Source organism: Aminobacter ciceronei (assembly GCF_014138625.1).
Lineage (GTDB): Bacteria > Pseudomonadota > Alphaproteobacteria > Rhizobiales > Rhizobiaceae > Aminobacter > Aminobacter ciceronei.
On sequence record NZ_JACJHY010000009.1, the window covers coordinates 1 to 23619 of the forward strand.

The 23619-nt window shown below is 57.1% G+C and carries 19 protein-coding genes; 7 read left to right on the forward strand and 12 right to left on the reverse strand.

All coding sequences use genetic code 11. The features are described 5' to 3' along the window. Positions 1-126: 126 nt before the first annotated feature. Positions 127-1119 carry an MBL fold metallo-hydrolase gene (locus HNQ95_RS11005; RefSeq protein WP_182574134.1) on the reverse strand — a complete coding sequence of 331 codons (993 nt, stop codon included), beginning with the start codon at positions 1117-1119 and terminating at the stop codon, positions 127-129. A gap of 208 nt (positions 1120-1327) precedes the next feature. Beyond that, on the reverse strand, positions 1328-1597 hold the full coding sequence (locus tag HNQ95_RS11010; RefSeq protein ID WP_182574133.1) for a hypothetical protein: 270 nt from the start codon (positions 1595-1597) through the stop codon (positions 1328-1330). 221 nt (positions 1598-1818) lie between these two features. Between HNQ95_RS11010 and HNQ95_RS11015 the strand changes: the two genes are divergently transcribed. Beyond that, the gene (locus HNQ95_RS11015) at positions 1819-2016 is read left to right on the forward strand and encodes a hypothetical protein (protein ID WP_182574132.1); all 198 of its coding nucleotides are present in this window, start codon (positions 1819-1821) and stop codon (positions 2014-2016) included. A 292-nt stretch (positions 2017-2308) separates the two neighbouring features. Continuing rightward, entirely contained in the window at positions 2309-4351 is a 2043-nt protein-coding gene (locus tag HNQ95_RS11020; protein WP_182574131.1) for an AAA family ATPase, read from the forward strand. A gap of 488 nt (positions 4352-4839) precedes the next feature. On the opposite strand, the gene HNQ95_RS11025 is transcribed toward HNQ95_RS11020, so the two are convergent. From HNQ95_RS11025 to HNQ95_RS11050, 6 genes are all read right to left on the reverse strand, one after another. After that, the gene (locus HNQ95_RS11025) at positions 4840-6258 is read right to left on the reverse strand and encodes a UvrD-helicase domain-containing protein (RefSeq protein ID WP_182574130.1); all 1419 of its coding nucleotides are present in this window, start codon (positions 6256-6258) and stop codon (positions 4840-4842) included. Further along, positions 6248-7957, reverse strand: coding sequence for an ATP-dependent nuclease (locus HNQ95_RS11030; RefSeq protein WP_182574129.1), 1710 nt, complete (start codon positions 7955-7957; stop codon positions 6248-6250). The genes HNQ95_RS11025 and HNQ95_RS11030 overlap by 11 nt, the downstream gene beginning before the upstream one ends. Before the next feature lie 254 nt (positions 7958-8211). Further along, positions 8212-8964: a metallophosphoesterase gene (locus tag HNQ95_RS11035; protein WP_182574128.1), complete on the reverse strand. Its 753-nt coding sequence runs from the start codon at positions 8962-8964 to the stop codon at positions 8212-8214. Positions 8965-9075: 111 nt separating this feature from the next. Then, entirely contained in the window at positions 9076-9423 is a 348-nt protein-coding gene (locus HNQ95_RS11040) for a hypothetical protein (RefSeq protein WP_182574127.1), read from the reverse strand. A 101-nt stretch (positions 9424-9524) separates the two neighbouring features. Beyond that, positions 9525-11435: a TRAP transporter substrate-binding protein DctP gene (gene dctP / locus HNQ95_RS11045; RefSeq protein WP_182574126.1), complete on the reverse strand. Its 1911-nt coding sequence runs from the start codon at positions 11433-11435 to the stop codon at positions 9525-9527. A 230-nt stretch (positions 11436-11665) separates the two neighbouring features. After that, on the reverse strand, positions 11666-13363 hold the full coding sequence (locus HNQ95_RS11050; RefSeq protein WP_312874158.1) for a RecQ family ATP-dependent DNA helicase: 1698 nt from the start codon (positions 13361-13363) through the stop codon (positions 11666-11668). A 518-nt stretch (positions 13364-13881) separates the two neighbouring features. Here HNQ95_RS11050 and HNQ95_RS11055 point away from each other — a divergent pair. Both HNQ95_RS11055 and HNQ95_RS11060 read left to right on the forward strand, forming a co-directional pair. Next, positions 13882-15195 (forward strand): DUF5623 domain-containing protein, encoded by a 1314-nt coding sequence (locus HNQ95_RS11055; RefSeq protein ID WP_246340675.1) that lies wholly within the window; start codon positions 13882-13884, stop codon positions 15193-15195. Between the two features lie 541 nt (positions 15196-15736). Next, positions 15737-16057 carry a hypothetical protein gene (locus HNQ95_RS11060; RefSeq protein ID WP_182574125.1) on the forward strand — a complete coding sequence of 107 codons (321 nt, stop codon included), beginning with the start codon at positions 15737-15739 and terminating at the stop codon, positions 16055-16057. Between the two features lie 168 nt (positions 16058-16225). On the opposite strand, the gene HNQ95_RS11065 is transcribed toward HNQ95_RS11060, so the two are convergent. Beyond that, the gene (locus HNQ95_RS11065) at positions 16226-17593 is read right to left on the reverse strand and encodes a hypothetical protein (RefSeq protein ID WP_210289156.1); all 1368 of its coding nucleotides are present in this window, start codon (positions 17591-17593) and stop codon (positions 16226-16228) included. A 198-nt stretch (positions 17594-17791) separates the two neighbouring features. Between HNQ95_RS11065 and hxsB the strand changes: the two genes are divergently transcribed. From hxsB to hxsA, 3 genes are read left to right on the forward strand one after another with little or no spacing between them, the layout of a single operon-like run. After that, positions 17792-19204 carry a His-Xaa-Ser system radical SAM maturase HxsB gene (hxsB, locus tag HNQ95_RS11075; RefSeq protein ID WP_182574122.1) on the forward strand — a complete coding sequence of 471 codons (1413 nt, stop codon included), beginning with the start codon at positions 17792-17794 and terminating at the stop codon, positions 19202-19204. Beyond that, complete coding sequence (gene hxsC, locus HNQ95_RS11080; protein ID WP_182574121.1) at positions 19201-20307, forward strand: His-Xaa-Ser system radical SAM maturase HxsC; 1107 nt, start codon at positions 19201-19203, stop codon at positions 20305-20307. The genes hxsB and hxsC overlap by 4 nt, the downstream gene beginning before the upstream one ends. Beyond that, the gene (gene hxsA / locus HNQ95_RS11085; RefSeq protein WP_182574120.1) at positions 20304-20867 is read left to right on the forward strand and encodes a His-Xaa-Ser repeat protein HxsA; all 564 of its coding nucleotides are present in this window, start codon (positions 20304-20306) and stop codon (positions 20865-20867) included. Before hxsC ends, hxsA begins: the two co-directional genes overlap by 4 nt. 44 nt (positions 20868-20911) lie before the next feature. On the opposite strand, the gene qatD is transcribed toward hxsA, so the two are convergent. From qatD to HNQ95_RS11100, 3 genes are read right to left on the reverse strand one after another with little or no spacing between them, the layout of a single operon-like run. Continuing rightward, positions 20912-21673, reverse strand: a complete 762-nt coding sequence (qatD, locus tag HNQ95_RS11090; protein ID WP_182574119.1) for a Qat anti-phage system TatD family nuclease QatD — start codon at positions 21671-21673, stop codon at positions 20912-20914. Beyond that, complete coding sequence (gene qatC, locus HNQ95_RS11095; protein WP_182574118.1) at positions 21670-22992, reverse strand: Qat anti-phage system QueC-like protein QatC; 1323 nt, start codon at positions 22990-22992, stop codon at positions 21670-21672. The genes qatD and qatC overlap by 4 nt, the downstream gene beginning before the upstream one ends. Further along, positions 22985-23602 carry a Qat anti-phage system associated protein QatB gene (locus HNQ95_RS11100; protein WP_182574117.1) on the reverse strand — a complete coding sequence of 206 codons (618 nt, stop codon included), beginning with the start codon at positions 23600-23602 and terminating at the stop codon, positions 22985-22987. Before HNQ95_RS11100 ends, qatC begins: the two co-directional genes overlap by 8 nt. Between the last annotated feature and the right edge of the window lie 17 nt (positions 23603-23619).

Here is a 23619-nt window from a genome sequence, read left to right on the forward strand (position 1 = left end):
TGCTCTTCCGTGAACCGCTTTCTCTTCATCAGTCCGTCCTTCGATCAAGGACCGGACTCTAATCTCAGATGGAGGAAAAACTCAGCGGCAGGTCAAGGCCTTTCTTGCTCCGCTACCAAGCTTCTTCTAAATCTCCATCAAGTCGCGTCCGACGATGATTTTGCCAGCGAACTTCTTTCGCACGCCCCCAGCCCACATTTCGTCGGTCATTGTTGGGTCAAACCCTGGAACGAAATGGTTGAGCACGACGGTCTTGACGCGGGCTGCCGCTGCGACTTCGCCTACCTGCTCGACCGATGTATGGATGGCTATCACCGCGTCTAGTACTCGCTTGGCCTCCTGCGGAGATCGACCCTGTTCCGCAAATTTCTTGGTGAAGAGATCGGTTGTGCGTTCTACGTGGATGACCTCATGGACGAGCACGTCAGCGTCCTTTGCCAGCGCGATCAATTGCTCGCTTGCGGCAGTGTCGCCGCTGAAGACGACCGAGCGGTCCTTGGTGTCGAAGCGATAGCTCAGGGAAAGGTGGTGTTTGTCGCCGTCATGCCCTTGGTTCGGGTAATGGGTGTTTTCGACCGCCGTAACTTTGACGTTGATATCCGAGTAGATCGTCCCCGAGGTCACGTCGTGACCGTTGAACAGACTTGCTGGGTCTGCACTTCTTCCGTCGTATTTCATTCGAACTGTGGCGTTTGGCTGGAAATATTGTTTGTAGGCCGAGATCATGTCGCGGGTGCCTGTCGGGCCGTAGGCATCAATTTGCTCAGATCGTCCGTTCGACCAGGCGAGGCCCATAAGTGTGCCTAGATCGGCATTGTGGTCGTCATGGTGGTGAGTGACGAAGATCTTGCCCACCCTCTGCAGGCCAACACCAGCCAGTACAAGCTGCCGGCCAACTCCGTTGCCGGCATCAACCAAATAAGGTTCGCCATTGATCAGGAGAACGCTCGCGGGCTGGTTCCGCGTTGGCAAGGGGGTTGGACCTCCTCCTGTGCCGAGAAGGATGAGGCGGGTCTTTGGTGAGGAAGAGCCTGCCTGACCGATGGCGCGAGTGACTGGCAAGCTTGCAATGGTGGCGGATGCGAGCAGCTTTAGTCCCTCTCGGCGTGTAACGTTCATGGTTCCTCCCAACGCAGTTTGGGCAACCCGTCTTGGGTGGCCTTTCCGAGAGGGTCCATTGGGCAGCAGGGTTGGTAAATGGAGTTCTGTTCCCGCTAATATAAGCAAAGGGAATAATGCGCGTGCTGGCTAGGAGGTTCTGGAAACCATTGCGATGGGCGAAGCTGGGCCTTCATCGGTTAGTCGTAGAATTGTCAGGCATTTCGGATCAGTCCATGTCGGGCACTTCGCCAGCCCGGTAGAGGACCGTCGGCTCACCGTACTCACCAACGGCGGGATTAGCCTCTCGTGACCACGCAACAACGCCCGCGTGCTCGCTCTCGATTATCTTGGCCAAACGAACGGCCGCATCCTCGCTCTGCATCTGGCGCGGATCGAATGCCGGCTGAAGGTTACCTTCGTCATCGCGATTGAAAGCCGCCACCACAATCAGTTTCGGCATTTTCTGTTGCGTGATGATGTGACCGGTGTTCGACATCGATCGGTCTCCTAGATCCACGAAGCCTGGGATTGAGGGTGAATGAATTGGCCCGGTCAAAGTTCCAGTATTGTCAGCTGGCAGGGCTTCCGCCATCTGATGTCCATATGTTAGCGCGTTGTGAATTGACTTCGCAAGGCATTTGTTCCTATTTTGTTCTCATGCCTATGCTGTCAGAGTTTCCCTCCAAGAAGGTAATTGTCTTGTGCGAGAAGTGCGGGATGCGCAAGCAATTCGACCGGGATGCAATGGTACGTGCTGGTGGCGATCGGACCTTGGCACACCTGCTGGACGAGATCGTCGCGCGCGCTGGCTGCACGAAGATCAACACGCTCAGCGTTTATGATCGATGCGGCGCGAAATACGAGGAATTGGCCCGGCTGCTGGCGAGGTGGAGGCAGCCCTCAAAAGGCACCTGAGGGGCAGGCCGGCAAAAACTCTCCGTTCACCGGGCTTTTACCTTCTGCAGGTAGACGCTCCACCATGATCACCTTGGTGCAAAACCCCATACGCTGAAATCCTTCGCGGTCGCTGAATGCGGCCGACAGACCTTTGCTTGGTCCAGGGACAACGCCGTGATCCACTATTTGCACATCGAAACGCACCTGAAGCACGTCACGCGGTCGCTGATACGTTCGGCAACCAAAGCCTGATTTCGCCCTGACCGTTGCTTTTTCGAACGTCTCGCTGCTTGCGAGCGCAGGTGTCCCTATGATCCGTTACACACACAAATACCCGCATGGGGTTAGCAGCCCCCGAGGAATCCGCGACCAGATCGCGAAATCCTTTGCTCGTTTCATTGCCTACTGCACCCTTATGCGTGCCTGTCGCGCAGTACCGCAGGTCCGCCGCCAATCCCCGGTCGTCCTCGGGCTGGTCTTACCCGACGGCGCCGATATCGAGATCTATGAACGCGCGGCTCAATTCGTAGCGCAAGCGCCTATGGAGCATTGGCTTCGAGACGACAGCCCGGTGTTCATCAGCAAAGGCGGACGCTGGAAGAAGGGGGAAGCCGGCGAGCACATCAAAGCTCTCGCGACCAAGCGGCGAGTTTTTATGGTTGCCGAAAATGCTCAATCTATTCCGGATAGTTTCCGTGCCGCGGCCGACGCGATCGTCGAGGTTGGCATTCCTCAGCCTGCACACATTATCGCTGCCGCAAAGCTTAGCTTGGGGCTGACAGTCACGGAGGAGGAAGCGTCGTTTCTGGCAACGGTCCCTTTTTCTCTGCTCACTACCATGATGCGGAAGGGGCGGTCGACGGCAGCGTCGATCGCCATGATCCGAAAAGCCCTTGCGCCAGTCGATGAAGTCAAGGCAGCGACCGGACCGACCCTCGCAAACCTACACGGGCTGGGAGAGGCGGGGGATTGGGGACGGGAACTTGCTGTTGACTTAGCCGATTGGAGAGCGGGACGGATCAGTTGGAGTGATGTTGATCGCGGGATTTTGGTGAGCGGGCCACCAGGTACGGGAAAAACGACTTTCGCCCAAGCTCTGGCTCGGACTTGCGACGTTCATCTCGTCCTAGGTTCGCTTGGCCGTTGGCAAGCGAAAGGGCATCTCGGTGACCTCCTGAAAGCCATGCGAGCGGCTTTCGACGACGCGATCAAAAACGCGCCCAGCATTCTCTTTATCGACGAGATTGACGCTGTCGGCGACCGGACCAAATTTTCTGGCCACAACGCTCAATACAGCACGGAAGTCGTTTCAGCTTTGCTTGAGTGCATTGATGGAGCCGAGGGCAGGGAAGGTGTGGTCATTGTGGGAGCGTGCAACGATCCCAGTCGACTGGATGCTGCCCTGATCCGCGCCGGGCGACTGGACAGGCACATTCGGGTCGGACTGCCGGATCGACAAGGGCGTGAGGGCATCCTCAGGTGGCATTTGAGAGGTCAGCTGGAGAATGATGACGTTTCCATGGTCCTCGACCGAACCGAGGGGTGGACGGGGGCTAGCTTAGAGCAACTCGTTCGGGGAGGGAGAAGGCGCGCCAGGCGAGCAAAAATTGCTCTGGCTCTTGAACACCTGATGGATGAACTGCCATCTCGTGCGCCCATTCCTGAGGGGCTTCGTCGCAGGACGGCAGTCCATGAGGCAGGTCATGCGGTTGTTGCATTCCTGCTAGGTGCCGGCGAAATCGCATCCGTGTCGGTGGCAACTGATGTGGCTCCGGTTGGTGGTCTACAGGACGGAGGAGGGGTCGTTTTGATGGACAGCCCACTGAGAGAGCGGACGAGAACGCAGTTGTTGGATCAGATCGCCGTGAGGCTCGGAGGAATGGCTGCCGAGGAAGCTATTCTCGGCGACCGATCGGCAGGCAGCGGCGGCACACAAGGGTCGGACCTGCATACGGCAACCTATCTGGCTCTGAGACTGGAGGGGTCATACGGCCTAGGTGCTAGCTTGGCGTACCTATCGTCCGAAGACGAAGAGGAACTTTTCACCGCTATGAAGCTCGATCGTGTGCTGCAGGCACGGGTCGACAAGGTGCTGGAGGAGCAATTTCACCGTGTGCAGCAGATCATCGAAGGGCATAGGGCTCATCTCGAGCATCTTGCAGAAGTTCTGCTCGCCAAAGGAAAGGTCACCGGAACTGAGGTGAGGGAAATTCTGGGCGCGAGGCACGCAACTGGGGGAGATCTGTTCGAGCGCTTCAGCCACGATGGTCCACGGAGCAGGTTAGGACGAGATGTGAAACCGGAAGCTCCGTATGTGGTGCCGGACTTGAAAAAAGAGCTCGGTCCGAAATGAACTCCTTCTCTTCCTGAGGTGCCAGTCCAAGATAGTTTGAAAATGCCCTTAGATTGTGGCACCTGTCGAACTGGTCGATCGGCCCCACTGGCTGCCTAGCTAAGCGCCGTCGACACCGTAGTGTGCACCAGGTCGGGCAAGCCCCCACCTGGTGTTTCATTTTCCGCGGTGAAACAGTGATCGTCCCTCACAGGACGTTCACTCCTGAGTCCGGCGGCAATCAGGGAGACGAGGCCGCCAAGAGTCCGTACCTGGAGCGCGTCTTTTGGCGTTCGCACGAGCATGTCGTCCACGGACCATCTCACGGACTGCGAAGCCTCAATGGCCACAAACCGCACGTACAGGTCCAGTCCACTGGCACGAACACGATCGTCTAGGAACCGGTCGGACCTACTGCCAGCTCGAGCGCCGGGATGTAGGGCGGAGGAGGAATGCGAAGTACTCAGATATTGGGATTGCACGAGTGCAGAAAGCAGCTCGAATTGCATCTATTGTGGTCGGATTTGTTGGTGCTGCGAGCAGATAAGAAGTCTTTTTGCCCCCCTAGTCATGGCAACATAGAGATGCCGCCTGTCCATGAGTTCTGGGTTCAGGATGACGCAGATCTCGGCTTCAAGCCCTTTCAAAAGGAGCGTGCTCCCGACAGTGCGCTTGGCTAACGGCCGCCCGATTAGGCGGGACTGCTCCCGAACAATCGTCGCTGCTTCGCCTGGTGCCATACCCGGTGAGGCTTCGCACGATTTCAGCATATTGTAGGCACCGCGTAGGATAGCGGGCCGATGGTTGCGAACACCACTTTGCGCGGCGATCGTGTTGAGCACAGCCGTAGCCGCTGAATAGCTTGGGTTTTCCGTAAAACGGATCGCCGCGCTCTCCGCTTCCGACGCTTCGCGACGAGCGCGGCCTGCCCGGAGGCTGTCGACACGGGCGAGCATGTCTGCAGAGCCCACATTCGTCATCACCGATCCGGCAAATTCGACCAGGTGGCGCAGAGCATGGGTAGAGCTAAGATCGAAGCGATCGCTGAAGTCGATGAGGTCGGTTAGGTCTACGTTCTCCACCGTCACTGCGCCGGGGATTTGCTTCGCGAAATCGCGTTGGCTCGCGGGGCGCGTGTCTGCGATGACAAGCGCCTTTTCATCCGCGCCTGCGGAGGTGCGACCAGCCGCTAGACGGATTTCATGGTCACGCTGGTCTCCGGGTAGACGAATCCAGGAAACGTTCGGCGGTATGGAGGCAAGGTCGAGTGCACCCCCACGGGCTAGGTGTTCACGTATCTGTAGCAACCATCGACCAAATGCCTCTTCACCAACACGCGCCCATCGTTGAGGGATTTGAAGCTGGCCAACGATAGGGAAATGCTGACACACATGTCTTTCCCAATCAGCTAGCTGGTCCGTGCCGAAACCGAAAATCGCCTGCATCGGATCGCCAAGGACACAAGTCCGCAAGGTCTGTGCTGCATAGTAGACGATTGCGTGTTGGCGCGCCGAGCAGTCCTGATACTCGTCGACAATGAGACGATCGTAAGTAGCGGCAAGGATATCTTTGATGTGGCCGTCGCGCAGTAAGCGCCAAGCCGAGTCCCGGATGGTAGGATAGTCGGCTCCACGGTTCCTAAGCTCCAAGATCGCAGGGGCAATCCCTGACCGAGCAGGAAACGTTTTCACGAGGCGGATGGCCCAGCCGTCTATGGTCGCCAGTCTATATCGACTGGAAGGTACTGAGGCACGCTCGAGCTTTGCACGGAGCGCTGCAACACCAGCATTCGTATGCGTGAGTACAAGGATAGGCTTTGGCTCACCGTGCCTGGTCAGCGCGTCGGCGATCAGATGTGTCTTTCCGCAGCCTGCAGGCGCGGTGATCGTTCCGCGCTCAACGCTCAGAAGGTCGATCTCAACTGGCACTTGTCATCCATGCCCAAACGTTGTTCAGAATCTCTTGGAAGCCAGGATCGGCATGGCCGAGTTGTGGCCCGATAATTTCTCGGGCGATTTCTTCATAGCTGCTGACCGACTTGAACCAGGCATTATTCTTGGCCTTCGACGCGGTCGCCATCGCAGTACGCGTTGCTGGTGTGACCGGTCCTCGACATTCGGCGAGACCCAACACTTGCTGTGTCACGGAACGCAAATGTGCCTCGATGAGGAACTCATCGTAATAGGACACAGCCTTTTCCAATAAGGAATGGATGGCAGCGTCAGGCAAGCTGTAGAATAGCTCGTCCTCCAATGCACGACCTGGCCTCCAGCGGAAAGCTGGATATCCTGCGGATTCGAATGCGGTCTCAGTTGCTGGATCAGGCTGTCTGTCGTCATCGCGGAGCACGGCGACGCGATAGCCAAGAGCGACAAATGGCTTAGCCCGACTGTAGAGATTGGTAACACCTTTGGCATCGACCAAACTGATGCCGCTGGCGTTTAGCGACTGATAACCAGTGGATTCCAAATAGAGGTCCAGTCCGCGGATCAACCCGACTTCGCTGGCACCTTCACAAACAAGAACCGAGTTGGCAATGAACGCCTCCGGGTAGAGCCGAATAGTCCCTTGGACATCATCGGCAGTGCCGACTTGATGGAGACGGTGCGCTCCATCTTGCTTTCGCAGAACAACTAGCTGGCTCCCGTTTAGCTCGCGAAGGGCAATTGGCGAATGAGTTGTTATGAAGGCCTGCAGTGGTGGGCGCGTTTCCTTTGCGCCGAGGGAGCCGAGCAGCCGGATGATCCGGTGCGGTTCCAAGCCGTACTCCAATTCATCGATTAGAATGACCGTGGCTTCGGATGCCGCCTTGCGCTGAAGTCCGGCCAACAGGAGCCGCGTCGACTCGACTCCCAAGGCCCGAAGTGGCACGCCGTCCGCATCATGCAGGGCGATGGTTCCACCACTGAACGAAACGGTATGGGCATCCAACATAGCTTTAAGCTTGCCACCGGTCGGAATGCCCAGGACGTTGGCTGTGTCAGTGACGATCTGAAGCGTTTCGCCTAGTTGTTCTTCTGCCGCGTCGCCGAAAGCGACACGAGCATCGCGTGCGGCCTTGGCCAACGCCGCTGAAGTGTCAGCACGCTCTTCGGACAAACGGTTCAAGACCGAGCCTCGGCGCCAAGCGAGGTTGTGGTCAGCAAGGGCTCCGATACGGTTTGGCGAGAGGCGTGTCCGATCGGCCCAAGTCAGGTAACGGCTCTGGCCTTGTGCCTCCGCCCTTTCGGATACCAGCGTCCAGACGGTCTCAAGGTCGCTGCCAACCTTCATATTGACCGTCAAAACCGTTTCAGCCGTGGCTTCCGGTTCGTCCTCGATCGCCCCAGTCGTGGCGCGGTAGCTCCGCAAGTAGAAGCCATAGGCATCCATGCTTTTCAGCGTGTCATCGAGTTCGCCGATGGTGATTGTGACCGAGATAGGCTTCTCGACATCCAAGCGATAGAAGTCTGCGTCGGTGATCGTGACAGTCCGCCGTGCGCCCAAACAGTAATCAATTGCGTCGAGAACCGACGATTTCCCAGAATCTCCAGGACCGATCAGACAGTTTAGGCCGGCCGCTGGATACCATTCCAACTTCTGAATGCAGCGAAAATTTTCGATACTGATGTGACGAATGCGGGCCACCCGGGCCTCCAACCCATGAGTTAGCTCCTAGGTATCGCCGTTCCTGCTGTGGCACTACCGAAAGTAGAGGATGTCCACAGCACCTGCTGACCTGATGCGGGGGATGTCCCACTGGTGAAAGCAAGCATCCGAGTTGGATTTACGACGCATACTTGGCCAGAACCACTTGCAGTTCTTCGGTTCAGCTGCAGCCGCTATTGCTGGTTCTTATTGGTGCATGGAAAATTCCGCCGGGGTTGGACTGGCCGGCAGGCTCAAGTGAAAGCATCTTGCCGGGTGATCCCTACATGCCCACCCTCGGCCGTCGCGAACATGAAGTGAAGGATTCGTTCGTCCTCAGACACGGCCAGACATGTCAGTCGACCTGATCCATAGGCCCCGGTGTCGATCGCAATGCGCCATGACGAGACCTCGGGCATCAAGCTCCTGGTGACCGTGTGACCGTGCACGATCACACGCGGCAAGGGGCCGTCGTGATCGAGGAAGCCCTCCCTGATCATTGTAAGCGTCTTCGGCTCTTGATCCGTGATCGGCCGCGTCGGGTCGATGCCGGCGTGGACATACGCAAACACCCCATCGATAACGATGCCATCGGCCTCCTGGAGTGCCTGAAGATGCCGAGGGTAGGTGACTCGAAATGTTGCCGCCGCCTGAGCGTGGCTGTTGGCCGAGAGCAGGCCATAGGATTCCATCGTTTGGTAGCCACCTACTCGCATCAGCCAGCGGTCGAATCTTGCTTCGTCCACTTGGTCGGAGGTCATGAAGTCGCGGAACCACATGTCGTGGTTTCCAAGGATCAACCTGGAAAGTGGCCATCGCTCAAGCGTGCGGCACACTAGATCCATGGCTGCCCGGCTTCCCGGACCGCGGTCAACGATGTCGCCGAGGAATAGGATTCGTGGCTCGGTGCCGCTAGCTCGCGCATCGTCTTCGATAGCGCCAAGCAAACCGTCAAGAAGATCGGCTCGGCCGTGCACGTCGCCGAGGGCATAAGTGGTGAATGGCATCTGGCGAATCCTTTCGGATTGCACCTAGCCCATTGAGAGTTGCCAGATATCTAAGGGCACCGAAGTCCGCCTCGCGGCGCGCTTGACAGGGACTTACGTTGAACGATGATCCTACTTCGCCTTGAACGGTCTTACTGTTCGAAAATCGATCGGTTTGAGACGCGGTTCGATCATCTTGATCTTGGGTCGATCCTTCGGCTGGCGCTTATCGAGCGACCAGCGCACCTTTTCGCCCAGTTCTGTCAAACGGTAGCCGACCTTCCCGGTGAACTCATTCGCAAGACCCTTCTCTGCTAACCCGTTTTCGATCATCCAATCGATCATGGGCATGGCCAGTCCGGGAGCGAAGCCCACGGGTTCGAAGGTGCCGAACGCTCCGGCCAATACCTTGATTGCTTTCACCTGGTGTGGCTTGAGAGATTCTGCGATGAAAGTCGCTTTGCGCTCGCTGACGGGCATGCTTCTCTCCAACATCACCTATGCGGCAAGTAAATTTGCCCTTGCCGCTATGTTGTCGAACGCCTCAATTGATATCGCAAGCAAAAGTCGTAACGCGAAGGCTACGGACTTAGCTGCCAATAGCGTTTTCCAGTGTTTTCCTTGGGTATCAGGGCCTCAGGAGTGGTTTGATTCCGTTGGGTCGCAGATCTACCCGCGGTGAGGATTTGCGCGTAGTCGTCGATCGCGGCTTTTTTGTCAAAGAGATATGCGTGCCTTGGACTGAATGCGAAAATAGCGTCGTCGATTGGGCGGGCATCTATAAAGTCGAAACCCGCATCTCCGAACGATTTGGTTTCGTTACCCACAAAGAGCTGATCTGCCAGGTTGTTGCCAACGCGCGTCATGGCGTGCAGTTGATTGGAGAGCCACAACGCGCGGTCCTTTTCGGAGAAATAAACCGAAACCGTTGGCGATAATATCCGCAAGAAATGAAGCTGTTGGGCAAGCACCTCATTGGGGGTATCGCCAGCAGCAATGGTTATTGACCTATAGGTCCGACCGTCTCGAGGTTGAGCCGATAACGTGTCCACATACCCCAAGAGCACTCGAGCCCCCATGCTATGCGACAACAGATGAATATCTGTGCGACCGATCTTACTCTCAACTAGGTTCATCAGTGTTCTGAAGTCGGGTTGCGTCGCTTGAATGCGGTCTTCATCGTGACTGTAGAGAAGGGTTTCTCCCTCACTCGGCCAGCTAAAAGCGACAACAGGGCCCTGAAAGTTCGTTTCGATTGCTATGTGTGCGGCTCGTCTCACAGCATCTTCAAAGCGATTGCTGTAGCCATGTACGAAAACGAGCACGCCCTGGCTCGACTTCACGGACGCATCTGCAAGCTCCTTTGAAAACTCATCAGCAGAGGCAGAGATTGTGAGCGACTCGATGTCCGAGACATCCTCGACTGGGTCGTCAAGGCTTCGTCCGCCGTCAAAAGACACCGCTGTTGTGCCGAGAACTAGGCCATTGCTAGCCTTGGCGGTGCTGAACCTGAACTCGATGTCCTCTGTCGAATCGTAGGCTCGGTTGGTGGCGAAAAAGATCTTGCGAGTCGCAGCTGGCGACGTGGAACGCGGCACTACTGGGGGCAGCGGTGCAAATGACGCTTGATAAGCCAGTGTCAGGATATCGGCATCCGGCCTTCCTTCCCTGCTGGCCCAGGTGTCTGCAGTCAGCTTAAGAACTTCCTCTCTTTGGGCATCACCGATCTGAAGAACGTTTGCCCCCTGCCGTTCGAATGCTCTCAGTGATTGATCGTCTCGGTTAGAGGCAATCCTATCAGACACAGCCCCAGCTTCTCTTGCTGCTTTCGCGAGGACGAAGCGTGCGCGAGGAGAAAGTTCAGTCCAAAATGCCTGCCTGACAACCAGGTAGAACTCGGTCGACGACCCCGCGCCCGGAACTACCGTCTGGGTGAGTAATGAGATGCCTGAAGTAACGAGGAGTTCGCTAGGCAGCGCAGCTGCGTCGATCGAAGCGGTCTCAAGGGCGGTGTAGACTTCACCGAAAGCCATTGTAGTTGGCCTGGACCCGTAAGCCTGCAGTATGGCTGTTTGGCCGGAGGCGGCGGCCAGAATCCTCAGCCCTTGGAGTTGGTCAACTGTCGTAAGTCTAGTGGTCGAAGCGACGAAGTTCGAGGGCCCATTCCAGAATGCAAGTCCAACTAGATTTTCGCGCTCGAGCTTGGCCAGTTCTAGGGCGCCGATCGAACTCTGTTGGCGCTTTCTGCTTCCATCTACGCCAGCGCCGGGGATATAGGACCCGACAGGGAACGACTTCTGAACTGCTGGTATGATGCCTACATCTGCTTGTCCGTCGGCAAGCGCTGAAGAGACCTTGGCAACAGTGTCAGATGGAGTTTTGACAATCTGGAAGATGCCTTTCCCTTCGCCGTTTATCGTATCGTTGAATGTTCGGATTGCATCGCTGAGCAACCGTTCTTGAACATCAATCGACGTGAAGCGTAGCGACACTTCATTCGATCTTGCGGGGCTGCACGCAACCCAAGCGAAGCAGATCAGAAAACACGCAATGCCTCTCACAGGGTGCAAGATCGGATCCCCCACGACGCAGCCCATCTCTGAATGGGAGCATATTCGAAAACAATGATGCAATAATCCCGCCGATAGATAAATATCCTCGGGTGGGTAGAAACAGAGTGGGTAGGTATCGTGGGGCTCTCCCCAATCAGCCTAAGCGCCTTTTACCTAAGGACCTGCGCGACGTACGGCGCGAGGCCGACCTTCTGGATCACAGCCCGGTCGCAGTGGTCGCAACAAGTCCTGAACCGCAGGCTCCTATCCTTGCTGCCAAATGCCCAATCCAGGATGCGTAGCGATAAGCTCCGTCGGACCATCATCGGCGGTCCTTCGAAGTAGCGGTTGACGGAGTTCCTAACGCATCTGTCGGCACGCATCATTTCTCCGACCTGATCAATGCGCCGTAGGCGCTGTTTTAGCATCTCTTCCTTCGTCGGAGGATCCACGACCGCTCCCTCAACGGTCAGATTGGCCATGTAGGCCAATCGGGACGTATCGCGGCCGTTCTGAACTCCGTCATGGAACATCACTGCCACGGATTGCTTGCCGTCTCTGCCAGCGCGGCCGAACTCCTGCAGCTGATCCTCCACCGACGCGGAGTGTTGCCAGTGGATCACCAACCGTACGTTGGGGACATCGAGTCCCATTCCGAAAGCGTTGGTGCAGATGATCTGATCTGCCACCGGGCGACTCTGGCCGAGGAAGCGCTTCAGCAGTTCCTGACGTTCCCACGACGTGCCCAAGCGGGAATGGTAGAATGGAATTTCTAGGCCTTCGGCTCGCAGGGCCTGCTGCAGGTGCTCGCCAACCTTTGCCGACGGTACAAATATCATTACTTTCTGGTCGCGAAGTTGAGGTAGTCGGATCAGCTTCGCGATCGCGAGTGCCCGTTGCGCAGCCGCACATTTCGACCTGATAAGCGCGATGTTGGGACGGTCGACACCGCGCACGAAAACGAGAGCGTCTTCCACGCCAAGCGAAGCCAGGATTCGCTTCTGCATCTCGATGCCCGCGGTGGCAGTAAATGCCAGGACGGGAGGGGAGCCAAGCTTTTCACGAACTTCTCGTAGCCGCCCGTATTCCCTCCGGAAGTCGCCACCCCATTGGTCGACACAATGAGCCTCATCGACAACAAGAAAGGCTGGCTTGGTTTCTTTCAGTTTCTGCCGTTCCGCCTCGCTGCGAACGAAGAAGCGCTCTGGAGCGAGGTAGAGCATCTTCACGGCCTGGCGAGCGATCAGATTGAAGCGAATTCCCTTTTCGTCCGAACTTAGGTCGCTGTTGATGAAGGTGGCCGGGATCTTATTGGATAGAAGGTCCGAGACCTGTTCGGACATCAACGTCTTCAGCGGGCTAACAACAATGGAGATGCCGCGGCGCAATACGGCCGGGAGTTGGAAGCACAGGGTCTTGCCGGATCCTGTTGGACTGACGACAAGGACGGATTTGCCAGCAAGGGCTGCCAGCACGATAGGCAGTTGTCCATGCCTGAACCGTTCCACCCCAAATAGCCGCAGTGCAGGCCCGAAGTTCCCGCACGTTTCCGAGGTAAGGCCTTCGGTATCCAGCCATCGAGCCAGTCTGACGGCCCATCGTTCGATGGCACGACGGGCCAAGCCGCCGGCGAGCGTTGGATGATGTGACGCATGGCACCCGTCACACAATGTCACCAAGTTGGCCAACTCGTCGGTGCCGCCCATGGATCGAGGCAGCAGGTGATGCACGTCGGCATCCTGCTTCACTGATTCGGAACACGACACACAACGATAGTTGTCTCGATTGAGAACTTGTTGGCGAGTTGCTTGCCAGTGGGTAGGCACTGTAGGTCGACCCCGTCGAATATTCGCCGTCGCCGGCATCATCACTGAACAATCATGTTCCAGTTGTGGATTAAGGAAGTCCTGACGGCCGATCGACGAGGTCGGACAAGGGGCTTCGCGATCAAGGGATATGGATCATCGTTCTGGTGTCCTGCTTCACAGATCCGACGGACGTTTCCAATGAAGCACGGTTACGCAGCTCGCGCTGAAGAAGGGACAGCCAAGAGCGCCGTCACGCCCCCCGAAAGTGCGATCGTTCGCCGAGCGCACAGTCTTGATGCGGTTGATTCGATCAAATCGGAGATGCTGGACGCGGTCCTGTATCGACTATCAAGGTGCGGGAGGGAATTCGAAGCAAGCTATAAGCAAAATCGAAAGTCAGATCTTCTCGAATGCTATGGTCGATGGTATAAACCGAATCTGCTCTTAGGCAGGAGCAAGCCGCCCGTCGTTGCGAAGCTGTTGACAGCGCTGCCGATTGAACGCTCCCCGTCCATGTCATGTTCGGGCTCGCGAAGTGGTTGACGGGCGACGCTTCAATGTGAGCCAGGAGAACTGGCATGTCTTTCACGACCATTCGACCGTCCTCGATCGAGGGCATCAAGCGCCTTGCAAAGGTGATTTCCAAGCGAGATGACATTCGGCACAGCGAAGCTCTCGATCAGGCATCACAGGTTTCGGGTTTCGCTAACTATCAGCATGCGCGACGTTCAATAGGCGATCGTGCAGCCGAAGGTGAAGCCGACCAGACGTTTGTGTACGTTTCGTGTCACTGGCGAGATGCGAAGACCCACGTTTCGGGCCAAGAAACGATTCGGGTCTCTCTCTCAAAGTCTCTCGACGAACTGATCAAACCGATTCAATACCGCTATGCTCGAAATCTCGGCAGGTATCGTCGCGTTGCCTCCGATCACGTCGTCGATGAATTTCGGCCCGACGGCGCAAGTGGCGCTCTTGCCCGAGTATGTGCTGCTGCCCGAACTCTTCAGTTCATGGACATCACAGGACTCCGACCTTCCAAGGCACTTGTGGCGCCCCGCGGCGGCTACAGAAACCGCCTGCCGGGCAACGACCACGGCAGTTCCTGGTACGATCCAATTGCAAAGCAGCACGTCGCGGCCGACGAGCCCTATCTGGGGCGGGCTCTTTCGATGGCCGGCGAAAGGCAAGCATGGGCACATGAGAACAATTGGTCTCTGGTCAAACCGAAATGGAAAGGGATGTACCTTCCAGAGGGAGGCTGTGAGCTATTTCTGATGGCTGACAACACAAGCGGCTATTCGCTCGATCCGATCGTTGCCGCTCTGTCTAAGGCACCTGCTCCTGCCGAGCCAGAATACTGTGATCGAGTAGCGGTCGAAGCCACCGGGTTTTTCTTGTCGCCGGGTGAGAAAAGAGATGCTGCCCAAAAGGCGGCCAAACCTGCCACGCGGAAGGTAACTGGCGTATCGCGTGGGCCAACCAATTCCATTGAGTTCCAACTTTTGCTCGGTGGCCGTCGTCGCAGGCCAAAGGCGATCATGCCTGTTGAAGACCATGCGCAAGTGGGCCGCCTTCTGAAGGAAGCGCTAGCTGCTATCGGAAGACGTGCGGTCGCGTACAAGCGTGTCAACGCGGTTAGAAGTGAGCTCGATGACTGGGTGCAGTGTGAGCATGATCGGAAGGCGATGTCTGACGAGGTCTTCTTCGGACTGTACTATCGAGACCTTGGAGGACCTGGACATCGAACCGTGGCCGATGAGAGCGGGGGCCAGGAGAGCCTTAGGCAAGCCAAAGCGATCTTGGCCAGTCGATATCCGGATTGCGCCCCTTTGCGAGCACTGTTCAAGAAGATTGACTTTGCAATCGCGGCACTGAAGCCGAAAGCCCAGTAAGGCAGCATCCGAAGCTCGGGTTCGCGTAAGCGAGCCCGAGCTCTACAGGCAAGTTTGATCGTCCGCATTGTTATACGAAATTGTGTGGCTGCGTAGAACTTGCAGGGCTGACCTGTGCCATCACCTCTCCGATCGTTGAGGCATCACACGTGATCCTCACGCCGTTCGGGAGACTGACTTGGACCTGCTTCTTAGTGCGCAGTCGCGCGAGATCGGCGAATAGGTCTTGAGCTATGGCCTTCCAACGGTCTGCATTGCGGTTCGCGATCTGGAGTGCCTGAAGGATTCGAAGGACCCGATCATCCTCAAGCCCTTCGAAGTCAATGAGGAGTGACCTTAGAAATTCGTGATCCTCAGCGAGTGTCTCCAAATCTATCATACGCGCGCTTTCCAGGAGTGATCGAGTGTGCCTTGCCTGCAGACCCATTATATATCCCGCTCGTGAATTGAGGATGTACTGGCGAGAGCGATGGAAGGGCTGGACTGTTGACAGAGAATAGTCCTCAGGGCATTCCCGTCGCGCATACGGGGAAAAGACCACGTGAAGAAACTGATTTCCGCAGTTCTGGCTATCATTCTCGTTGCTGGCACTTCGGCAACGGCCGAGCCGCGTTTTGCGGACTATCCCACGAGGACATACCTCAAGGGCAAATCAACGTTGCCAAAGTTCACGGGCTCGGTCGCCAACTATCGGACACGCATTCGGGACGGTATGAGATCCGGACCTAATTACGGCGGCCATTTCACCTTGATTGAAATCGGATGTGGCGGGTCATGTATCTTCGCGTTCCTGATCGATGCCGGGACGGTAGGATCGTCGACTTTCCGCTGGGGGGCGAAGACAACTATCAGCTCCAGATGAAGTATGGGATCGATAGCACGCTGCTACAGGCCGATTGGATGGATACGAGCGTGGGCAACTATGATACTTGCATCCGCCGCTACTACGACATCGGTTCGGGAAGGTTGACCCAAGTTTCCCAGTCTACCTACAAGGTCGGAACGAATTCGTTTTGTGAATGAAGCGGAATCATCCCCCGTTCGAAGTGCCGACATCAATGGCTTTCATCAATTGGAAGCGGTCGTCATAAGACTGACGGAGGCAGGTGGGGTCAGCGCCGCAAGAGTTCCGCTCTTTTAGCCACGCGCGTTGGTTGGCCAGGAGCGCCTTCCGGACTTTCGCGTCGTTATAGCTCCTGATGAACAAGTAGATGGCATTCATCGCTCTGTCCTTGGCCCATAGCCTCGGGTCGTCGCACAACGCTTGTTCTGTCTGCGTGGTCGCCTTCCGGCAGTCGAAACTTGGTCCATCGATCCCGGTCCGTAGGCCATTTTCTCGGAGGTGAGCCTCGGTCTCGAGGCAAACCATTAGCGGGCCTTTGGCGTTAAGCTCCGTCTTCGCTTCCTCGAGCATTGGCGACCAAACATCAATCCAGGCATCGTTCCCGGCTATTTGTTGACCCTTTTGGGCGGCATCTTTGGCTTCCAATTCAAATGCTCGTTCCTCGACTTGGAAGAACCCCGCGCAGCGGGAGCGAAGCACGCCGTAAGAGACGAAGCGGTCCGCATAGATATCAACGGTCGGGGATTGCGAAGGCGTGGTGACGCTCGTGCCTGCCTGTTCGAAGACATCGATACCGAGAGCACGCGCACGCGCCGGGGTCAGCAGCAGGAAATCGTTCGGACCTGCGATCGTAAAGAACCGGATCGCCTCAATTCGTAGGCCTAGATGCGTGAGATAGGATCCAATCTCGGCGTTTGCCACACCGGATTCCTTGTATTCCCCGTTCTCCTGACGATAAGCGGCATGAAAGCCGAGACTTGAGGAAGCCGACATGTACCGCCTTGCGCCTGCCACCCAAATCAGTCCGCAAGCGGAAAAACACTCACCGTCAGGCATCACCATCGTGGCGTAGTTCTGCAGGCGGACTTGTGCGCCTATTTGCAAGGCTTCTTTCACAAGGCCGCCAGGACTCTGGAGTAGGACCGATATTCTTTGACGGCCTTGGATCAGGTCGTAAAAGCGATCACCATCACCCTCGGTGATTTCGCCTTTGATACTGACAACATCGACTTCGCCGGGGAGGTCGATTAATTCGATCTCGGCGGCCGCGGCAGAAAGTACCGAAGCCAACACAGCCATAGTCCCTGCGAAGATTCGCCACATAATCCGCCCCCCATACCCGGGCTCATTCTGTACCAAAGCCGTCTTACCGAGCAACGTCTCCCGCACAATTCCGGTAGAAACCAGTGTCTTTGACCGTGGGCTAATGGACGAACCTTGATTGTTCGAGGGGCCCGTCGCATGATCGCGCTGGGTGGGGATATGGCTGGAATTGTCGGAAATCGCTGAATACGAAGTTGTGGTGGAGCTTCCGCCACAGTTCACCGAGTACATCGATGCTGCATCGCTTCGGCTCCAAGGGCTTTTCCCTCGCTGCCGTTTTGCGAGGGTTGCGAACTCGGTAGCCGTCCAACTCGCGGGCGGCCTCTCGGAAGACCAGATACGCGTGGCTGTCACTCACGCCGTCTATCGCGAGAAAATCTACGCAGAAACACTGGCCATGCGGCACTCGCTCGTCTCAGCGGTGATGGGATGACGAACCTCTGGCCGTTGCGATTCCGCGAGTTTGCGGACAGATCGCTTCTGTTCGCCGACGATGCCGGCGGCTTCTTCAAGTCTGACGCGAGCTTTCTGGACCGCTATGCGTCTGACGGCCTGACCTCCTCGGACAAGGAGTTCCTTAGGGACAGCGGTCACAGCTACGACAAACAGTTCGATCTTCCCTGGACCTCGTTTGCATATCGCTGGGCGCGGCGACAATCGAAGCCTCAGGATTTGAACTATGTCATCCTGGTCCCGACCCTCAGGTGCAATCTAGCGTGCGGGTATTGCCAGGTATCAAGGGTTGCTGAGACAGCGCGCGGCTTCGATTGGTCGGACGAGACCTTGAAGGCGGTGCTTGCCTTCCTGAAGACGATCGAGGGGAGCGAAATCAAGATTGAGTTCCAAGGCGGGGAACCGCTCCTTCGGCTGGATTTGCTGGAGGCGGTTCGTGATTTCTGCCGGGCTCGGTTTTCCAGCGCGCAATTTGTCGTCTGCACGAACCTGCAGCATCTCGATGAAGCGGCTTGGGCCTTCCTGGAGGCTGACGACACATTCATCAGCACGTCGCTCGACGGCGATCGGGAGACTCATGAACGTCAGCGAACCCATGATCGGGCTCGGACCACCACATTCTTCTCGAATCTTGAAGCGGCGGTTGCTCGTTATCCTGAGGGCAAGATTTCGGCTCTGCCGACGGTGGACGTGACGGCTCCGCCAGATTTCGAGGCACTGCTGGAAAGCTATGAGAAGTACGGCATCCGATCCGTGTACCTGCGGCCGATCAATCACCAGGGGTTCGCTCGGAAACTTGACCAAGGGGAGAACGCTCTGGCCCGATGGAACGAACTCCACGCCGATTTCATCGATCTGCTGATCGAGCGGAACCACCGCACAGGGCGCTTTATGGAGGAGTACTACTTCAGCCAATGCCTGAAGCGGGTGCTCCATTTCGGAGCCGACAACCACGTCGACATCCGGAACCCGAACTTCTTCGCCGCCGACTACATAGTCGTCGACCACGACGGACGCTTCTATCCGACGGATGAGGCCCGGATGCTGTCCAGGATTGGCCGCATTGACCTCAGTATCGGAGACGTGACCAGCGGTATCGACAGGTCGAAGGTCCAAACGCTCAACTCCGGCGCATTCAACCATTTCGACCCGGACTGCATCCATTGCGCTTACCAGCCATTTTGCGGCACGGACGTGGTCGACGACATCTCACGCTATGGGCGTATTGACCTTCCGCGGTACGAGACTTCGTTCTGCGGCCGGCATCTGGCGATCTTCGACAAGGTGTTCGAGGTGATCTACCGCCAGGACGAGGCAAGTAAAGCTTCGGTGGCCACTTGGCTCGGCATTGCCGATTGGGACATCAGCATGCTGGCGGTGCATTCATGATACCGCTGCGCATCAAGGTCGAGGCGAACGCAGAACAGCCTTTTGTTGTTCGGCTACGGTCATTTGAGGCAATGCCAGGGACAGAGCGTGGTGCGTGCCATCCCCACGATGTCTGTTTGGAGGCGGTCGATGCCAACGGCGCCGAGTATGTAGGCGAGGGTGGGTCACTACGAATCCTTGGGATAGATCCCTCGGAAATCGATGGGGACGTGCTCTTGGTCAACCCGCAGCGTGGCACCGCCGACCGCATTATTCGCAGTTCCTCGCCGCATAACACGCTCCTTGTCACGGAACGCTGTGACCAGCTCTGCGTGATGTGTTCGCAGCCGCCGAAGAAGCAGCACGTCGATCTCTTCGAGCATTTTGCCATCGCGGCCATGCTGGCTCCCGAGGGAGCTACGATCGGGATTTCCGGCGGCGAACCTACGCTGTTCAAGGACCAATTATTGGGGTTTTTGGCTCGCGTTATGCGTGCCCGGGAGGACCTTCACTTCCATGTCCTTACGAACGGTCAGCATTTTGACGATGCCGACCGTGAAGCGATGCATGCTCTGGACAGAAGCAGGGTGGTATGGGGCGTGCCGCTCTATTCAGCCGAGCCGGATGTTCACGACGAGATCGTGGGCAAGCCTGGGGCGCACGAGAAACTCCTATCGAATTTGGCATTCCTTTGCCGCGTCGGCGCTCAGGTGGAACTTCGTACCGTCCTGATGCGGCCGAATGCGGACGGCCTGCCGAGGCTTGCGCGGTTCCTTGCAGCGTCGGTCCCGTTCATCCAAACGTGGGCGATCATGCAGCTCGAGAACATCGGCTACGCGCGGCAGAATTGGAGCCGCCTGTTCCACGACAGCTCTTCAAACTTCAGTCCGATCGCCCGGGGGATCGATTTCGCCCGGAGCCGCGGCATCGATGTGCAGCTCTACAACTTTCCACTGTGCACGGTGCCGTTGCCGTACCGAAACCTAGCGCCGTCGACGATATCCGACTGGAAGCGCACCTACCTGGAGGCATGCCGGGATTGCAGGCTTAGGAACCACTGCGGCGGGTTCTTTGAATGGCATCCTAAGGAACATGGATATGCGGGCTTGGGGAGGGCTGCATGAAGAAACGACTATTTGCGATCCCATCGTTGCTGGCGGCGGGTTTCCTTCCCGCTGAGGTGGAGGCGTTTCCTTCGAAGCCGACATTGACGGACAACGGTAAGTCGCCGTCCCTATTCGATGTTTTTAGGATGGATCACGTCTACACTCTCGCTGGACATCGTAGCCACAGCTCCCATCGAAGCCATAGCTCCCACAGAAGCCATCGTTCATCGAATGGCGGATATGTCTACAGAGCTCCCGTTTACAGAGCCCCGTCGCCCTCGTACGCGGCCCCGCTCTACAATCCGCCCACACCTGCGCCGACTTACCAGGCGCCCGCGACTCCACCAGCGCCGGCACCTCTGAAGACGCTGCCAGGGAACGCAAACCGGTTCAAAGAAATCGTCCGAGAGGTGCAGTTCGCGATGCTGGCGTTTGGCTACTACAACGGCGAGCTCGATGGCGTGATGGGGCCGGACATGAGGGCAGGGCTCCAGCGTATGCAGGCGGACTACAAGCTTAAGGTGACCGGGACGATCACCCCGGAAACGCTGGATGCGCTGAAGATCGAGGCGCGGTAGCCTGTCGGTGCTCACTTTTGACGAGCAACTGCAGTCGCGTCATTTCAATGCACAAGGGCTCGTGACATGAAGCCGTCGGACTTCATTGCGAGCGCACGCAAGTTCAGATCCAGCTGTTTTTGAGTGGTAGCGATATCGCATCCCCAAATGCGGGATAGGGCTGAGACAGTATCTTTGAGCGCAGTGGTTGGATATCGCTCGCCAGTTGTTGACGCAAAAGGTGCATCGGTCTCAGTCAGAATTCGATCTCGTGGAATGCAGGAGATGAGTGTCGAAGCGCGACGGCTGCGAAGCATCGGTAGCCCCACCGAGAACCAGGCCCCCATCCCGGCAGCCAGTTCGGCATGCGAGACGGGCCCCGAAAACCAATGTAGGATCGCGACCCCAGCCGTTGGGTGGCGGCGGAGTGCCTCAATGACTTCGCCGCTTGCGTGGCGGCTGTGTATCGACATGACACGCCCGCCAACATCGGAACATCCCCTCAAGATCCTGTCGAACACTTCCATTTGAACACTGCGGTGCTGGGCAAAGTCATTCCCGCCGTCGATTCCGATTTCTCCAACGTAGGCAGTTTCACCTAGCAGTCTCATAAACATGCCAACTTCTGTGTGCCGCTCATGTACAAGTTGCGGATGCAGTCCCAGCGCCGTCCTAATACGCCTATGGCCCTTGGCAAGCTGGGCCGTTTTCGGGAAAGCCTTCGGTGTATTTGTGACCGAGAGTACGTACGCTCCCGTCCGTTCGATGTCGTCTGCGGCGATTGAAGGGACCGGAAAGAGGTCAAGATGGCAGTGAAAATCGATCAAATCCCAAGTCCTTGGCCTTTTAGGTAGGTGTGGACCTCGGCGAGACCTCGCTCGTGCACGCCGAACCAGCCCGCACGCTCTACAGCATCAATGGGAAGGGGGCCACTGGCAATAGCTCGTTGGCGTTGTCCCCGTGGGTCCCTAGCGATGGCCACAAGCATGGCCATGATGTCGTCACGAATATCTTGGCGGTCCCACGCCTTTCCCAGATCCGCGTATTGATAAGAGGTGGTATCAGGAATTCCCGCTTTCGCGAATGCAGCGCGCCGGATCAGGCATGGAACGCAGTGTCCGCATTGCTGGCTCTTTCGTTTCCATTTTCCGCAAGACACTGTTGCGACTGCCGTCTTTTTCAGAACGGGGTCGGAGTTCAGGGCGAGTAGCATTTCGCCTTTCGTCGAATGCCGATACTCGTTGGTCATTCGAATCGGAATGCCGACCTTGCCGAAGATTGACTGCAGTTGCACAAGGAAGTTGGGATGTGTCGTGCGGGTGCTGTGTGAGCCGATCCTGCGTCGCGTAAGGGGTGCGTTGAGTGCGATGAAACCATTCTCCGGCACAAACAGCTCAATTTCTTCCATAGAAGGCTTCTTGGCCAAAACGGCGCTGCCGGCGATCCCGCCGTATGCAAGGAACCCCAGGCTCCGGGTCCTCATGCTGGTGTCATTTTTGTTGGCGCCGGAGAACACCGGATTCGCATTTGCTGCGAACCTTGGCAGCTGTTTGCCAAGGCTCGGGCCTAAATTTCTCTGATAGCTTTGATCGCCTCGGTACGAGTGGCTTACGAGCAAAGGAGTTTTGCCCCGCATCACGAGTTGGCGAGCGCCAATCATGCTGTCGAGGCCTCCTGAGAACAGACAAACGCAGTCCGTCGACCCAATTCCGATATGGGACCGGTAGTGTCGCAGGATTGCTTCCTTGGACGGGGGCTCCTTTCCGCCGGACGTGAACGTAAACTGCCACCGATCCCCGCTCAGGAAGGCCAAAGCACGTTCAAGGTCGTCGACAACGCCTTCCCAGACCTTCGGCCGTGCAAGGGGAACCTCCAGCTTGAATTCGCGCGCCCATCCGTTGCCTGAGTAAGTTCCGCGATCGACAAAGGTGTCGGCGGCAATTACTGAAAGCGCTATCGACAAGAAGTCGAACGCCACCGGGTCGACCGACACGCCGAGCCGCTTGACGGCTAGATCAAGCGTACGGCCGATTGATGCGGTACCAAGACGTTGGGGGCGTGAGCCGTAGAGATGCACATGAATAGTATCTGCAGTGTCAGTGCTAGGAACACCCTCTTCGTCGATGTGGAACACGAGTCTATTCATCGAAGCTTTCCCACTCCTTCCAGACTTCGGTCACTGCATCTCGCATGAAGCGCTGCACGGCATCGTTGTTGAGGTTGTCGCTTCCCGCCATGCTTGATCCGAGCCTTTTTTCGACAACGACACGGATCAACTCAAGCAGTTGGTTTTCCGCCTCTGGAGAACGCTTTTCGTCCGGACTGTTGGCCCAGGATCCGCCAACTTCCTCTACGATGTCCTGAAAGACCGACTGGGAAAGGTATTCCGCAATAATGCGATGCACCGTCTCGTCGTCCAATCGTGTGGGGTCGAATTCCTCCTCACCAAGCACCTCGAGCATGGCTTCATCGATCGCAACGCGAATCCTGTCAGCGTCCGCGTTGTCCGGCGCGAGCGCTTCGGCCAGCCTCTGGCACACAACGTCGAGCGGCTGCCCTGTAAGTGAAGCCTTCGAAAGGCCGCGGGACTCTGCCTCCCGACCATCTCCGCCCAGTGACGACAGAACTTCGAAAAGTTCACCGCCTGTCGAGTACACCGCGCCGTACCGGCGCGGCCCAACTGCACTTCCCCCCGTTGATGTCCTTGCATAGTGACCGAGGGATCGGCGGAGGTCTGCACTGTCGCCGCCCTTCAAGAATTTTCCGAATGATT